This window comes from Pseudomonas sp. B7, from assembly GCF_016735645.1.
Classification (GTDB): Bacteria; Pseudomonadota; Gammaproteobacteria; order Pseudomonadales; family Pseudomonadaceae; genus Aquipseudomonas; species Aquipseudomonas glycinae.
In genome coordinates this window covers 274317-290096 of sequence record NZ_JAERRE010000007.1, presented here as the reverse complement: position 1 = coordinate 290096, position 15780 = coordinate 274317, and the positions used below count along the sequence as shown (strand labels likewise).

Here is a 15780-nt window from a genome sequence, read left to right as displayed (position 1 = left end):
GAATCAAGGGTTTGAACCATGCGCGTTGGCGGCAGCGTTTGATCGTGGCACGATGTCGGGGTTATCGACCGAGACCCCCTGACCATGCCGCAATCCCAAGCCAAGAATCTGTCCCTGATCGCCGCGATCGACCTGGGCTCCAACAGCTTCCATATGGTCGTGGCCAAGGCCCAGAACGGCGAAATCCGTATTCTCGAACGGCTCGGGGAAAAGGTTCAGCTGGCCGCCGGCATCGACGATGAGCGCCAGCTCAACGAAGAATCCATGCAGCGCGGCCTCGACTGCCTCAAGCGCTTTGCCCAACTGATCAACGGCATGCCGCTGGGCGCCGTGCGGATCGTCGGTACCAACGCCCTGCGCGAGGCGCGCAACCGTGGCGAATTCATCCGCCGTGCCGAAGAAATCCTCGGCCATCCGGTGGAAGTCATCTCCGGCCGTGAAGAGGCCCGCCTGATCTACCTCGGCGTGTCCCACACCCTCGCCGACACCCCGGGCAAACGCCTGGTCGCCGACATCGGCGGCGGCAGTACCGAATTCATCATCGGCCAGCGTTTCGAACCGCTGCTGCGCGAAAGCCTGCAAATGGGCTGCGTGAGCTTCACCCAGCGCTATTTCAAGGACGGCAAAATCACCCCGGCCCGCTACGCCCAGGCCTACACGGCGGCGCGGCTGGAAATCATGAGCATCGAACACGCCTTGCATCGCCTGACCTGGGATGAAGCCATCGGCTCCTCGGGCACCATCCGCGCCATCGGCCTGGCGCTGAAGGCCGGCGGTCACGGCACCGGCGAAGTGAATGCCGAAGGTCTGGCGTGGCTCAAGCGTCGCCTGTTCAAGCTCGGCGATGTCGACAAGATCGATTTCGAAGGCATCAAGCCGGATCGTCGGGCGATCTTCCCGGCCGGTCTGGCGATTCTCGAAGCGATCTTCGACGCCCTCGAACTGCAACGCATGGATCACTGCGAAGGCGCGCTGCGTGAAGGCGTACTTTACGACCTGCTCGGCCGCCATCACCACGAAGACGTGCGCGAACGTACTCTGACCTCGCTGATGGAGCGCTACCACGTCGACCTCGAACAGGCCGCGCGGGTCGAGCGCAAAGCCCTGCACGCGTTCGATCAAGTGGCCGTGGACTGGGAGCTGGACGACGGTATCTGGCGCGAACTGCTGGGCTGGGCGGCGAAAGTGCACGAAGTCGGGCTCGACATCGCTCACTATCACTACCATAAGCACGGTGCCTACCTGATCGAACACTCGGACCTCGCCGGGTTCTCCCGCGAAGACCAGCAGATGCTTGCGCTGCTGGTGCGTGGCCACCGTCGCAACATCCCCAAAGACAAGTTCGCCGAGTTCGGAGACGACGGCGACAAGCTGATCCGTCTGTGTGTGCTGCTGCGTTTCGCCATCCTGTTCCACCACATTCGTGGCACCCAGGCGATGCCGCAAGTGACGCTGCATGCCAACGGCAACCACCTCGACGTGGAATTCCCTGAGAACTGGCTGGATGAGAATCAGCTGACCCAGGCGGATTTCGGGCTTGAGGCCGAATGGCTGACGCGGGTGGGGATTGTCCTGACCGTGCATTGAGTAACGGGCAGGCACAAAAAAGGCGATCCGGATGGATCGCCTTTTTTATGGCTATGAAACCTGCGGTCAGCTGCTCACCGGCAGAATCGGGCTGCCCAATCGCTCCAGCAACGTCGCCTGCGCACTGCGCGGGTTCTGGTTGCCGGTTGGCGTGTTGCGAATGTAGCGGCCGTCCGATTGCAGGCTCCAGCTGTGGGTGTTGTCGGTCAGGTACAGCTCCAGCTCTTTCTTGACCCGGGTCAGCAGCTTCTTGCCTTCCACCGGGAAGCAGGTCTCGACGCGCTTGTCGAGGTTGCGCTCCATCCAGTCGGCGCTGGACAGGAACATCTGCTCCTCGCCACCGTTGAGGAAGTAGAACACTCGGGTGTGCTCAAGGAAGCGGCCGATGATCGAGCGCACGTGAATGTTGTGCGAAACCCCGGCGATGCCCGGACGCAGACAGCACATGCCGCGCACCACCAGATCGATGCGCACGCCGGACTGGCTGGCCTTGTACAGCGCGCGGATGATCTTCGGATCGGTCAGCGAGTTGAACTTGGCGATGATGTGCGCCGGTTTGCCGTCGAGCGCGAATTGCGTCTCGCGGGTGATCATGTCGAGCATGCCCTTCTTCAGGGTGAACGGCGCATGCAGCAGCTTCTTCATCCGCAGCGTCTTGCCCATGCCGATCAATTGGCTGAACAGTTTGCCGACGTCTTCGCACAAGGCGTCGTCGGAAGTCAGCAGGCTGTAGTCGGTGTACAGGCGGGCGTTGCCGGCGTGGTAGTTACCGGTGCCGAGGTGCGCGTAACGCACGATCTCGCCCTGCTCGCGGCGCAGGATCAGCATCATCTTGGCGTGGGTCTTGAAGCCGACCACGCCGTAGATCACCACCGCCCCGGCCGCTTGCAGACGGCTGGCCAGTTGCAGGTTGGATTCTTCGTCGAAGCGCGCACGCAGCTCGATGACCGCCGTCACTTCCTTGCCGTTACGCGCGGCGTCCACCAGCGCATCGACAATTTCCGAGTTGGCGCCGGAGCGATACAGAGTCTGGCGCACGGCCAGAACGTGCGGGTCCTTGGCGGCCTGGCGCAGCAGATCGACCACCGGGGTGAACGACTCGAACGGGTGCAGCAGCAGGATGTCCTGCTTGCTGATCACGCTGAAAATGTTCTCGCTGTTTTGCAGCAGTTTCGGGATCTGCGGCGTGAACGGCGTGTATTGCAGCTCCGGATGGCTGTCCAGGCCGGTGATGCTGAACAGACGCGTCAGGTTCACCGGACCGTTGACCTGATACAGCTCGGTCTCGCTCAGGTTGAACTGCTTGAGCAGGTAGTCCGACAGGTGTTTCGGGCAGGTGTCGGCGACTTCCAGACGCACGGCATCACCGTAACGGCGGGAGAACAACTCGCCACGCAGGGCGCGGGCCAGGTCTTCGACGTCTTCGGAATCAAGCGCCAGGTCAGCGTTTCGGGTCAGGCGGAACTGGTAGCAGCCCTTGACCTTCATGCCCTGGAACAGGTCATCGGCGTGGGCGTGGATCATCGACGACAGGAACACATAGTTGTCACCAGGGCCGCCGACTTCTTCCGGCACCTTGATGATCCGCGGCAGCAGACGCGGTGCCGGGATGATCGCCAGACCGGAATCGCGACCGAAGGCGTCGATGCCCTCGAGCTCGACGATGAAGTTCAGGCTCTTGTTCACCAGCAACGGGAACGGGTGCGTCGGGTCGAGGCCGATCGGGGTGATGATCGGCGCGATCTCGTCGCGGAAATAGCGGCGCACCCAGGTCTTGAGCTTGGTTGTCCAGTTGCGCCGGCGGATGAAGCGCACCTGATGCTTTTCCAGCTCCGGCAGCAGGATGTCGTTGAGGATCGCGTACTGGCGGTCTACATGACCGTGCACCAGCTCGCTGATGCGGGCCAGGGCCTGATGCGGTTGCAGGCCATCGGCGCCGGCCTGTTCACGGGCGAAGGTGATTTGTTTCTTGAGGCCGGCGACGCGGATTTCAAAGAATTCGTCGAGGTTGCTGGAGAAGATCAGCAGGAACTTCAGCCGCTCCAGCAACGGGTAGGACTCGTCCAGCGCCTGTTCCAGCACGCGGATGTTGAACTGCAGTTGCGACAATTCCCGGTGGATGTACAGGCTGCTGTCATCCAGACCGGGAATCGCGATCGCCGGAACCGCCACGACGGGCTCTGCCGCCTGCGCGGGTGGCGCAGGCTCGAGTTCCGGCGGGGTTTCGGTAATCTGCTCGACCACGGGTTGAGCGTCTTTTACGGCAACTTCAGTGAGTCCTTCGGTATTCATCGAATGTTCCTGGGAGGGCTATTTCTGCTCTCGTAACAATTGAGCGGCACGGACAGCAAAGTAAGTCAGGATGCCATCAGCGCCGGCACGTTTAAAGGCGGTCAGGGATTCGAGGATCACGCCTTCGCTCAACCAGCCATTCTGGATCGCCGCCATGTGCATGGCGTATTCGCCGCTGACCTGATAGACGAAGGTCGGCACTTTGAAGGCATCTTTTACCCGGAACAAAATATCCAGGTACGGCATGCCGGGCTTGACCATGACCATGTCCGCGCCTTCAGACAAGTCCGCGCCCACTTCGTGCAGGGCTTCGTCGCTGTTGGCCGGGTCCATCTGATAGGAGGCCTTGTTCGCCTTGCCCAGGTTCGCCGCCGAACCCACGGCATCGCGGAACGGGCCGTAATAGGCGCTGGCGTATTTGGCCGAGTAGGCCATGATCCGCACGTTGACGTGACCGGCCAGCTCCAGCGCTTCGCGGATCGCCTGGATGCGGCCGTCCATCATGTCCGACGGGGCAACCACCTGGGCGCCCGCAGCGGCGTGGGACAAGGCTTGTTTGACCAGTGCGTCGACGGTGATGTCGTTCTGCACATAGCCTTCTTCATCGAGAATGCCGTCCTGACCGTGAGTGGTGAACGGGTCGAGGGCGACGTCGGTGATCACGCCCAGCTCGGGGAATCGGTCACGCAGCGCACGGGTGGCGCGCTGAGCGATACCTTCGGGATTCCACGCTTCGGCGGCATCGAGGGATTTGAGTTCAGGCGGGGTGACCGGGAACAGCGCCAGCGCCGGAATTCCCAGCTCGACCCATTTGGCGGCTTCTTCAAGCAGCAGATCGATAGTCAGGCGCTCGACACCCGGCATCGAAGCCACAGCTTCGCGGCGATTTTCACCGTCGAGCACGAACACTGGCAGGATCAGGTCATCGACCGTCAACACATTCTCACGCACCAGCCGCCGGGAAAAATCATCACGGCGATTGCGACGCAGGCGGGTGGCAGGGAACAGACGGTTGGCTGGGGTAAAGCTCACGGCAGACTCCTGAGCCCGCGCAAACGGGCGAGCGTGACAGTTATAGATGGCCATTATGACGGTCGTATGACAGTTATGTGCACCCCTGCGACAGGTAGTCGCTTTCCATTGTCCGTGTAGGAAATGTTCACGTCGAGACACATTTCGACACTTTCCTGAATGTGTCCGAAGGGTTAGGCTGCGCGTTCATTTCGCCAGCACCCAGACAATGCTCCAACAATTTCTGCATGACTTCGGCTACTTTGCCCTGTTTCTCGGGACGTTTTTCGAAGGCGAAACCATCCTGGTGCTCGCGGGCTTCCTCGCGTTCCGTGAATACATGGACATCAAACTGGTGGTGGTCGTGGCGTTCTTCGGCAGTTATGCCGGCGATCAGCTGTGGTACTTCCTGGGCCGCAAGCACGGGCGCAAGTTGCTGGCGCGCAAACCGCGCTGGCAGATGATGGGCGACCGCGCGCTGGAACACATCCGCAAGCACCCGGACATCTGGGTCCTGAGCTTTCGCTTCGTGTACGGACTGCGCACGGTGATGCCGGTGGCAATCGGCCTCTCGGGCTATCCGCCGGGACGCTATCTGCTGCTGAACGGTATCGGCGCCGCGATCTGGGCCACCGCCCTGGCCGCCGCCGCTTACCATTTCGGCGCCGTGCTCGAAGGCATGCTCGGCAGCATCAAGAAGTATGAGTTGTGGGTGCTGGGCGCGCTGCTGGTACTCGGCCTGGGCCTGTGGCTGCGCCGCCGGTTCAAGAATGCCCGGCTGGCGAAAAAGGTTTACGAGGAAGAACAGGCCGAGCTGCTGGCCAAGGCCGAACGACACAAAACCGAAATGACCAACGCCGCCGATCCTAAGACGCCAGCCGAGTAAGTCGCTGGCGACAGCCATACAGCCCGATGCCGCTGAGCACGCTGTAACTGAGCAGGCCGACCCACATCCCCGGGCTGGCCGGCCACAGCCCGACCAGCGGCGCCAGCCACACCAGCGGCAGGTTCGATGCCAGCCGCAGCACTTCCAGCTTACCCGCCCACGGGCGATTCTCCAGGGCCACGCCCAACACGAACAAACCGAACGCCACCGCGCCCCAGCCGAGTACCAATGCACGGGTGGGCAGACTGTGTTCCAGATTCATCAGATAACTGCCCAGCGCCACATAGACGCCAAACTGCAACCCCACGTACCACTGCTGACGGCTGTTCAGCGGCACCTCGAATTTGCGGAACTGACTCAGGTCCGGCTTGCTCATCGGGTACTTCGCCGCGACGTCCGCCGGACGCCAGCCAGTGCGCATGAACCAGATCCGGAGCTTGTCCCACGTACGCTCGGCCCGACGCGCGTCGTCCCACAGCTGCGCGTAAAACTGCAGGTTGGCCCACAACGGATTCCAGCTCGCCAGCGGCGTGGTCACGCCGAAAATCACCGGCTCGTTGTCGTCCTCTTCCTGGAACGAGCGGAACAGACGGTCCCAAATAATGAACACCCCGCCGTAGTTGCGATCCATGTAGAGAGCGTTCTGTGCATGGTGGGCCCGATGATTGGACGGCGTGACGAAGCACCACTCGAACCAGCCGAGCTTGGGAATGTGCCGGGTATGGACCCAGAACTGATAGAGCAGATTCAGCGCCGCAACGCTGACGAACACCAGCAACGGCACCCCGAACACGGCCATCGGCAGGTAGAAGATCCAGCTCAGCAGAAACCCGGTGCTGGTCTGACGCAAGGCCGTGGAAAGATTGTAGTCCTCGCTCTGATGATGCACCGAATGCGCGGCCCAGAGGATGTTGCGCTCATGGCCCATGCGGTGCAGCCAGTAATAGCAGAAGTCATAGAGGACAAAGGCAAACACCCAGACCCAGACGCTGTCCGCAGGCAAGCTGAACAGCGCCAGATGCTCCTGGGCAAACCCATAGGTCACCAGGCCCACGCCCTTGGTCAACAGGCCGGTGGTGGTCGACAACACCCCGGTGCTGATGCTGTTCACCGCATCGGCCAGGCGATAGTTGCTCACCCCGCGCCAACGGTCGGCGATGAGCTCCACCGCAATCAATACGAAGAAAAACGGTACCGCATACAGGATGAAGTTCATGACGCGCCCTGGTCGGAATCTGTAGCACAGATCCTAGGTGTAGCCGCGGCTTGATCCTATGGCAACGAACGACAAATTAGAGGACATTTAACGCCATGAATCTGGAGAGAAACCCATGAGCAAAAAAGTTGCAGTGATCCTGTCCGGTTGCGGCGTGTACGACGGCGCCGAGATCTACGAGAGCGTTATCACCCTTTTGCGCCTCGACCAGCGCGGCGCTCAGGTGCAGTGCTTCGCCCCGAACATCGCGCAATTGCATGTAATCAACCACCTGACCGGTGAAGAGATGCCCGAATCGCGCAACGTGCTGGTGGAATCGGCACGCATCGCCCGGGGCGACGTCAAGGATCTGCGCGAGGCCGATGTCGAGGATTTCGATGCGCTGATCGTGCCCGGTGGTTTCGGTGCGGCGAAGAACCTGTCGAACTTCGCCATCGAAGGCGCCGGCTGCACCGTGCAGCCGCAAGTGCTGGCGCTGGCCGAAGCCTTTGCCGAAGCGGGCAAACCGGTGGGTCTGATCTGCATCTCGCCGGCGCTGGCCGCGAAGATCTATGGCCCGGGCGTGACCTGCACCATCGGCAACGACGCCGACACGGCCGCCGTCATGAACAAGATGGGCGCCACCCACGAAGACTGCGCGGTGACCGACATCATCGAAGACAAGGCGCGCAAACTGGTGACCACCCCGGCCTACATGCTGGCGCAGTCGATCAGTGAGGCGGCTTCGGGGATCAACAAACTGGTGGATCGGGTGTTGGAACTGACCCACGAAAACGACGCCTGATTGGCGGCGGTGATCGTTTCCGCGCAGAGCGTGGGAACGATCAAAGACTCAGGATTGGCGCGCCAGCCGCGTCAGTATCCGGTCCAGCGCATTAGCGAACGCCTGCTTTTCCCGGTCACCGAACGGTGCCGGGCCGCCGCTGACCTGGCCCTGCTCGCGCAGGTCGGTGAACAGATTGCGAGTCGCCAGCCGTTCACCCATGTTCTGCGCGTCGAACTCCTTGCCTCGCGGGTCCAGCGCCGCCACACCCTTCTTCACCAGTCGGTCGGCCAGCGGGATGTCGCTGCAGATCACCAGTTCGCCCGGCACCGCGTGTTCCACCAGATAATCGTCCGCCGCATCCGGGCCGCTCGGCACCACGATCAGCTTGACGAGCGCCAGCGCCGGCTTGCTCTGCGGCTGCCCCGCCACCAGCACCACTTCGAAGCGGCGCTTGAGGGCGAACTTGACCACCAACTCCTTGGCCATCTTCGGGCAAGCGTCGGCATCGATCCATACGCGCATCATCTCAAGCCGCCACTCGGCGCTTTTCAGCCACCCGACTGCGACCGTACAGCACGATGATCGCCGCGATCGCCACGGCCTGCGCCGTCAGCGAATACGCATCGGCGTGAATCCCCAGCCAGTCGAAATCGAAGAACGCCACCGGCCGGGTACCGAAGATCCCGGCTTCCTGCAGCGCCTTCACGCCGTGGCCGGCAAACACCACCGACAACGCGCACAGCAGCGCTGCGTTGATGCTGAAGAACAGCGCCAGCGGCAGTTTCGCCGAGCCGCGCAGGATCACCCACGCCAGACCGAACAGCAACACCAATGCCGTCGCACCACCAGCAAGTACCGCGTTATGCCCGGCGGGACCGGCCTGCAGCCACAGGGTTTCGTAGAACAGGATCACTTCGAACAGTTCGCGGTACACCGAGAAGAATGCCAGGATCGCAAACCCGAAACGCCCGCCTCCGCCAACCAGACTCTGCTTGATGTAATCCTGCCAGGCCGCCGCGTGCCGACGGTCGTGCATCCACACCCCGAGCCACAACACCATGACGCTGGCGAACAGCGCCGTGGCGCCTTCCAACAGCTCACGCTGGGAGCCGCTGACATCGATCACATAGGCCGCCAGCGCCCAGGTTCCCAGGCCAGCCAGCAGCGCCAGCCCCCAGCCGACGTTGACGCTGCGCACCGCCGATTGCTGGCCGGTGTTGCGCAGGAACGCGAGGATCGCCGCCAGCACCAGAATCGCTTCCAGGCCTTCGCGCAGCAGAATCAACAGACCGGAGATGTAGCTCAGGGACCAGCTCAGACCGTCGCTGCCCAGCAAGCCGGCGGACTCCTTGAGTTTGGCCTTGGCCGCGTCAAGACGCTGTTCGGCCTGCTCCACCGGCAAGCCGTCCTGCAGCGATTGCCGATAGGCCATCAGGGATTTTTCGGTGTCCTTGCGCACGTTGGCGTCGACGTTGTCCAGCGAGCTCTCGACCAGTTCGAAGCCTTCCAGATACGCCGCCACCGACAGGTCGTAAGCCTGATCGTGTTCACCGGCGCGGTACGCCGCCAGGCTCTTGTCCAGCGTCGCGGCAGTGTAGTCGAGCAACTGCGCCGGGCCGCGTTTGACCTGCGGCGGCTGCGCCCGTTGTACACGGAAGATCGCCGCGGCTTCAGGGCCTTCGGCGGCCTGCACTTCGGCCGGGGTCTGGCGGGCCAGGTCGGCGATATTGTAGGTCTTGTCGGATTTGGCCGTGGCCGGATCGGCGCTGAACTGCGCGATATAGGTCGCCAGATCCCAGCGCTGACGGTCGTCCAGTTGATCGGCAAAGGCTGGCATGTCAGTGCCTTCGACGCCCTGGCCGAGGGTGCTGTAGATCGCATACAGGCTCAGGTGATCCATCCGCGCAGCGTCGCGCAGATTGGCCGGTGCCGGCGTCATGCCGAGGCCCGCCGGGCCGTCGCCGGCACCCGCGTCGCCGTGGCACACCGAGCAGTTTTGCGCGTAGAGCGGCGCACCACGGGTCGGATCAGGCGTGATGATCGGGGCCTGGCTGACTTCATAGGCCACCGCCAGTTTCGCCCCCAGTTGCCGGGCCTGACGGGCGACGTCCGCGCCATCCTGTTTCGCCGTGATCGCGGCGTGCAAGGCAGTGACGCCCTGCTCCAGCGCCACTTTCTCCGGCTTGGCCGGCAGGCCGGCGATCAGCCCTTGCAGCACTTGGGTGAATTCCAGCTGCTCGCGGTATTCGCCGTCGTCAGTGACCTTGCCTGCCTCAACCGTCGGCGGGTAATCGGCGCTGATGTAATCGAGCAGGTGCAGCGCTTGCGGCGCGCCTTCCACGGTGTCGGCCAGCAGATTGAAGCTGCTCAGGGCGCACAACGGGAACACCAGCCAGGCCAGAAATCGGGACGCGGCAGTCATGAATGAGTCTCAAGTGGAAATGCGAAGTTACATATTGTTCACTTCGAGCGCGATTCCCTCAAGCTTTCTCTCCAATACCCGGCACATGGCCATTGCCCGCCCCTATAATCCGTCACCTATCGCCTCTCTGTTCAAGGAAGAGCTGCACTCCATGCGCCAATGCTTGCTGCTCCCGGTATTAATCAGCGCGATCCTGCAACTGAGCGGCTGCGCGGCTTATCGCAATTACGATCTGGAAATGCAGCAGACCAATGACCGGTTGATGCTCGGCGACTATCAGGGCGCCCTGGATGTGCTGGAGTGGCACAACCCGTGGGAAGACAAGGACCTGCTCTACTACTTCGAGAAGGGTTCGATTCTCAGCTTCGCCAACGCCCGCCCGCAGAGCCAGAAAGCCTGGCGCAGCGCCGACCGGATGGTGTTCCAGCGTGAAGAAGCCGTGCCTTCCGCCCCCATGAAGCTGCTCAACCGGTTTGCCTATGAAATGGGCACCATGCTGGTCAATGACAAGCTCAGCCGCTACGAAGGCTATGACTACGAAAAAGTCATGCTGACCACACAGATGGCCCTCAACCAATTGGGTGAAAGTGATTTCGACGGCGCCCGGGCAGACATCAAGAAGACCCACGAACGTGAAGCACTGATCGCCCGCCAGCGGGAGCGCCAGTATGAAGAGCTCGAGGAACAGGCCAAAGCTCAAGGCATCATCGTGCAATACAAAGATCTGCAGGGCTATCCCGTCACCACCCTGGATGCGCCGGCGGTGATTGAACTGAAGAACGGCTACCAGAGTGCTTTCAGCCATTACCTGGCCGGATTCACCTATGAAGCGCTGGGTGAACGGGATCTGGCCGCACCGGGTTATCGCCAGGCGATCGAGTTGCGCCCGAACACGCCCTTCCTCGAACAGGCGTTGCGCAATCTCGACAAACCGCCGGCCAAGGATGATGAAAGCGATGTTCTGATCGTCGTCCAGAGCGGTCTGGCGCCGGCCCGCAGCTCGGTAACGGTGCCGATCCCGGTGCGGCTCAATGAAAACCTGGTCATTACCGCGCCGATCTCGTTTCCCATCCTGGTGCCGGACACCATCACACCGGCGTTCGACCACATCCTGGTGGATGGCCGCAAACGCCCGCTGACCGTGATCAACAGCGTCACCGACATGGCGTTTCGTACGCTGCGCGATGACATGCCGGCGATCATTTCCCGGGCGATGTTCCGCGCCAACATGGCCGCCATTTCCCAGGCCCAGGAAAACGAACGCAATCCGGCCAAGGCCTCGCTGGTTGTCACCGAGCACGACCCCTTTGAGGAGGCCGATACCAGAACCTGGCGCACGCTCCCCGACAAGACACTGGTGGCACGCATTAGACTGAAGAAAGGCGATCATCGATTCAATGCACCCAATGCGCCCGGAGCGTCATCGGTCATCCTGCGCATCGACCGCGATCACCAGTTGGTCAACCTGCGAGTTCTGAGAGATGTCGCCAACGTCATCGGCAATGCCAGATTGCCGGATAAGTAATGGCACCCAACTAAACCATGCAATTAAAAAGCTATTACATAGCCAGCATCGCCCGCTTATAATGCCGCGCCCGCGCTATCGCGTTGCGGCATTAAAGCTCCTCTTTTTATGAGGAATTGGCAGGAGGCCAGCGCCACTGCCGATCGGTCCCAGCAGCCCGACCCGCACCCGAGGCTGTCGCTACTCATGGAAGAAGTACCCCCATGGCATTCCGCGCTCCCACTCTGATCGCGCTCAGCGCTGTCACCCTGCTGTCCGGCTGTTCGGCGTTTCGCAACTACGATTCCGAACTGGCCCAGACCAACCAGCAACTGGCTACCGGCAACGTCGACGCCGCCCTGACCCTGCTGGAAAAGAACAACACCGGCCCGGACAAGGACCTGCTCTATTACTTCGAGAAGGGTGAACTGCTGCGCGCCAAGGGCGATCTGTCCGGCAGCCAGAATGCCTGGACCAGCGCCGACCAGGTGGTGGGCAAGTGGGAAGACTCGGTCAAGCTCGACACCGACAAGTACCTGGCCCAGTTCGGCAGTTTCCTGGTCAACGACAAGGTGCGCCGCTACGAAGGCTACGACTACGAAAAAGTCATGCTGACCACGCAGATGGCCCTGAACCTGCTGGCGGTCAACGATTTCGACGGCGCCCGCACCGCGATCAAGAAGACTCATGAACGCGAAGCGGTGATCGCCGACCTGCGCGACAAGGAATACCTCAAGAGCGAAGAGGAAGCCGAGAAAGAAGGCATCAAGACCGAATACAAGGACTTGCAGGGCTACCCGGTCGCCAGCCTCGACGCGCCGGAAGTGGTCGGCCTGAAGAACAGCTACCAGAGTGCGTTCAGCCATTACCTGGCCGGTTTCGTCTATGAAGCCCTGGGCGAGAAAGACCTCGCTGCGCCGGGCTACCGCAAGGCTGCCGAGTTGCGCCCGAACACCCCGCTGCTGGAGCAGGCGCTGGTCAATCTCGACAAGCCGGTCAAGAGCGACGACAGCGACATTCTGATCGTGGTGCAAAGCGGTCTGGCGCCGGCCCGCGATTCGATCCGCGTGCCGTTGCCGCTGCCAATCTCCAACAACGTAGTGATTACTCCGCTGTCGTTCCCGATCATCAAGCCTGACACCTCCACCGCGACGTTCGCGCAGATCGGCGTCGATGGCCAACAGGTCGACCTGACCGCACTGAACAGCACCACCGCCATGTCCCGTCGCGCCCTGCGCGATGACATGCCGGGGATCATCCTGCGCACCACCGTGCGCGCGATCACCAAAGGTGTGGCGCAGAAGAAGATCAACGAAACCAACCCGCTGGCGGGTCTGGCGGTGGGTATTTCTTCAGCTGTGCTCGAAGGTGCCGATACCCGTACGTGGCGTACCCTGCCGGACACCACACAAGTGGTCCGTCTGCGCTTGAAGAAAGGTGAGCACCAAGTCACTCTGCCGAGCGCCGTCGGTGGCTCTCAGGTCAAGATCACCGTCGACCAGCGTTATCAGGTGATCACCTTGCGCGCCGTCGGCAATCAGGTGTTCGCTGCCGGCATCGCCGCCCACGTCACCCCGAGCGCTGGCGCCACCGCCGTGGCCAGCCTCAAACAACCTTAAGAACGGAGTCTTTGCATGCGCTTCAAACTCATCGCCGTCGCCGCCCTCGCCCTGCTGGCGAGCGGTTGCGCCACACCGCCACCACCGGAGCCGGGCAGTGCCGCGAGCAAGGTCGTGGCCATGGGCCCGCAGAAACACATCGTGGTCGGCGCGATGCGCGTGGCTCGCGAAAACGGCTTCATGACCGTCAACGTGCAGTTGAGCAACACCCTCAACAGCAACAAGACGTTCTACTACCGCTTCGCCTGGCTCGGCGCGGAAGGTTTCCCGATCGCCGAAGAAGAAGTCTGGAAAAGCCAGATGATGTACGGCGCCCAGACCAGCTTCATCCAGGGCATTGCCCCGACGCCGAAAGCCGTGGATTTCCGTCTGGAACTCAAAACGCCGTAAGCCCGACACCCTATTCCCGATTCAGAGAGCATTCCCATGTTTGCACGCTTTTCCTTCATCGCCGTCCTCGCCCTGCTGGCCAGCGGTTGCGCCAACACTTCGCCGACCCTGGGCAGCAAGAACATCAGCTACGGCGACACCAAGGCCGTTGAAACCGTAACCAACGAGTTCGGTTCGACCGACCTGCAGATGATCGCCGAGTCGATGACCCGTTCTCTGGCCCAGTCCGGCATTCTGCAGGGTCGCCCTGTGGTCCAGGTTTACGACGTCAAGAACAAGACCAGCGAATACATCGACACTCGCGAAATCACCACCAGCATCAAGACCCAGCTGATGAAGTCCGGCACCGCCCGCTTCGCCAGCGACAACACCGCGATGCAGAGCCAGGTCGACCAGCTCAAGCTGCAAAACCAGAGCGGCCTGTACAAGAAGAGCACCGTGGCCAAGACTGGCAACATGATCGCCGCCAAATACCGTCTTGAAGGTTCGATCAGCTCGATCGTCAAGCGCAGCAGCGACTACAAGGACGTCTTCTACAAATTCAGCCTGCAACTGATCGACGTTGAAAGCGGTCTGGCCGAGTGGATGGACGAGAAAGAGATCCGCAAAACCACGGAGCGTTAATCGATGCGCACATGGATTGGCATGTTGGCCCTGGCTTGCGCGTTCAGCGTGCAAGCGGCCCCGAAAGTCGCGGTGACGGATCTGGCGTACCAGGAACGTGTGGAGCAATACATCCACATCGTTTCGGCCCAGAGCAATTACCGCGAGGGTTATTACAGCGCCAGTGGGTCTTCGAGCTATAACGAGCTCGAAGCCACCACCAGCTACATCGAACAGACCGAGCTGCGTAAGTTCACCGGCGACATCAAGGGTGAAATCCTGCGCACCGGCATGTTCCAGCTGGTGCAGGGCACGCCGTACACCGCGTCGTCCAAGGGTGACGTCTACGACGTGATCAAGCGGATCAAGGCCGGCAACTTCAAGGGTGCCGACTACGTGTTGTTCGGCACGGTGTCGGACATCGACTTCACCCAGGACGTGAATGAGCTGGCGAACACCGACAGCTATTCCGCCGTACTGGGCCTGACGCTGGTGGCCGATTTCAGCCTGATCAACACCAAGACCTTCGAAATCACTTCGGCCTTCACGGCGATGGGTGAAGCGCAGGACACCAAACTGGTGAACCACCGCGACATCAAGATCTCGCTCAACCGCCCGCGGGTGGTGCGTGACGTGTCGAAGGCGCTGGGCGAAGACGTGGCCGGACAGCTGAGCATGCAGCTGGGCGGTGGAAGCTACGAGCAGCCGCGTGAGCCGCAGCAACGCAACAATCTGCCGCGAGATACCGCGCCGGTAATCCTGCGCTGATCAACCGCCGGAAACGAAAAAGGCGACCTGAAAAGGTCGCCTTTTTTGTGCCTGTACGCTTTATGCGGCCGCTTTGCGCAACGTCGCCATGAACGCCGCCGCGCCGATGAACAGCCCGGCAAAGGTGCGGTTCATACGTCTTTGCTGGGTCGGTGTGCGCAGCAGACGCAGCACCTTCGACGCCAGACCGGTGTAGCCGGCCATGACGATCAGATCGACCGCGATCATGGTCACACCGATCACCACGTACTGGATAAATAACGGCGCATGCGGATTGATGAACTGCGGCAGCACCGCCAGCATGAACACCAGCGCCTTGGGGTTGCTGATATTCACCAGAAAGCCACGGAACACCAGAGCCAGCGGTTTGCCGATCGGCCGGACCGCCGCGTCGTCACTCATGTCCATCGGCTGTGCGCGCCATTGCTTGATCGCGAGATAAACCAGATAGGCGACACCAAACCATTTGATCGCGTGAAACGCTGTGGCGGAAGCGGTGAGGATCGCGCCGACACCGGCGCCGACGATGGCAATCTGCACGGCCAGGCCGATCTGCAGGCCCAGGGCGTTCCAGTAACCACGCCAGAAACCGTATTGCAGGCCGCTGGACATCGACGCAATGGCGCCGGCACCCGGAGAAAGACTGATCACCCAGCAGGCGGCAAAAAACGCCAGCCATGTTTGAAGCTCCATCGCACACCTCGACTCGGACTCGT

Annotated in this window: 14 protein-coding genes; 8 read left to right on the top strand and 6 right to left on the bottom strand. The window is 61.6% G+C overall.

The features are described from left to right. The first annotated feature begins 84 nt into the window (after positions 1 to 84). Complete coding sequence (ppx, locus tag JKA62_RS17775; protein WP_201818838.1) at positions 85 to 1587, top strand: exopolyphosphatase; 1503 nt, start codon at positions 85 to 87, stop codon at positions 1585 to 1587. 66 nt (positions 1588 to 1653) lie between these two features. On the opposite strand, the gene ppk1 is transcribed toward ppx, so the two are convergent. Then, positions 1654 to 3879, bottom strand: a complete 2226-nt coding sequence (ppk1, locus tag JKA62_RS17770) for a polyphosphate kinase 1 (protein ID WP_201818836.1) — start codon at positions 3877 to 3879, stop codon at positions 1654 to 1656. Positions 3880 to 3897: 18 nt separating this feature from the next. After that, the gene (gene hemB / locus JKA62_RS17765; RefSeq protein WP_007951836.1) at positions 3898 to 4911 is read right to left on the bottom strand and encodes a porphobilinogen synthase; all 1014 of its coding nucleotides are present in this window, start codon (positions 4909 to 4911) and stop codon (positions 3898 to 3900) included. A 208-nt stretch (positions 4912 to 5119) separates the two neighbouring features. Between hemB and JKA62_RS17760 the strand changes: the two genes are divergently transcribed. Then, complete coding sequence (locus tag JKA62_RS17760) at positions 5120 to 5776, top strand: DedA family protein (RefSeq protein ID WP_011336495.1); 657 nt, start codon at positions 5120 to 5122, stop codon at positions 5774 to 5776. Here the strand turns inward: JKA62_RS17760 and JKA62_RS17755 are convergent. Next, complete coding sequence (locus JKA62_RS17755) at positions 5757 to 6992, bottom strand: sterol desaturase family protein (RefSeq protein ID WP_201818834.1); 1236 nt, start codon at positions 6990 to 6992, stop codon at positions 5757 to 5759. The two genes, JKA62_RS17760 and JKA62_RS17755, sit on opposite strands and share 20 nt — an antisense overlap. A 115-nt stretch (positions 6993 to 7107) precedes the next feature. Between JKA62_RS17755 and elbB the strand changes: the two genes are divergently transcribed. Next, positions 7108 to 7776 (top strand): isoprenoid biosynthesis glyoxalase ElbB, encoded by a 669-nt coding sequence (gene elbB / locus JKA62_RS17750; protein WP_201818832.1) that lies wholly within the window; start codon positions 7108 to 7110, stop codon positions 7774 to 7776. Positions 7777 to 7824: 48 nt separating this feature from the next. Here elbB and JKA62_RS17745 read toward each other — a convergent pair whose 3' ends face one another. Beyond that, positions 7825 to 8280 (bottom strand): YaiI/YqxD family protein, encoded by a 456-nt coding sequence (locus JKA62_RS17745; RefSeq protein ID WP_041475621.1) that lies wholly within the window; start codon positions 8278 to 8280, stop codon positions 7825 to 7827. A gap of 4 nt (positions 8281 to 8284) precedes the next feature. Then, positions 8285 to 10180: an FTR1 family protein gene (locus JKA62_RS17740; protein ID WP_201818830.1), complete on the bottom strand. Its 1896-nt coding sequence runs from the start codon at positions 10178 to 10180 to the stop codon at positions 8285 to 8287. A 151-nt stretch (positions 10181 to 10331) separates the two neighbouring features. On the opposite strand from JKA62_RS17740, the gene JKA62_RS17735 reads away from it, so the two are divergent. The 5 genes from JKA62_RS17735 (at position 10332) to JKA62_RS17715 (ending at position 15064) form a co-directional block, all read left to right on the top strand. After that, positions 10332 to 11705, top strand: coding sequence for a COG3014 family protein (locus tag JKA62_RS17735; RefSeq protein ID WP_201818828.1), 1374 nt, complete (start codon positions 10332 to 10334; stop codon positions 11703 to 11705). Between the two features lie 203 nt (positions 11706 to 11908). Then, positions 11909 to 13303, top strand: coding sequence for a COG3014 family protein (locus JKA62_RS17730; protein ID WP_011336501.1), 1395 nt, complete (start codon positions 11909 to 11911; stop codon positions 13301 to 13303). Between the two features lie 15 nt (positions 13304 to 13318). Beyond that, complete coding sequence (locus JKA62_RS17725; RefSeq protein WP_064379914.1) at positions 13319 to 13693, top strand: YcfL family protein; 375 nt, start codon at positions 13319 to 13321, stop codon at positions 13691 to 13693. Positions 13694 to 13729: 36 nt separating this feature from the next. Then, positions 13730 to 14317: a penicillin-binding protein activator LpoB gene (gene lpoB / locus JKA62_RS17720; RefSeq protein WP_007951848.1), complete on the top strand. Its 588-nt coding sequence runs from the start codon at positions 13730 to 13732 to the stop codon at positions 14315 to 14317. A 3-nt stretch (positions 14318 to 14320) separates the two neighbouring features. After that, positions 14321 to 15064, top strand: a complete 744-nt coding sequence (locus tag JKA62_RS17715; protein ID WP_201818826.1) for a penicillin-binding protein activator LpoB — start codon at positions 14321 to 14323, stop codon at positions 15062 to 15064. Positions 15065 to 15124: 60 nt separating this feature from the next. Here JKA62_RS17715 and JKA62_RS17710 read toward each other — a convergent pair whose 3' ends face one another. After that, positions 15125 to 15757 (bottom strand): LysE family transporter, encoded by a 633-nt coding sequence (locus tag JKA62_RS17710; RefSeq protein WP_011336504.1) that lies wholly within the window; start codon positions 15755 to 15757, stop codon positions 15125 to 15127. Between the last annotated feature and the right edge of the window lie 23 nt (positions 15758 to 15780).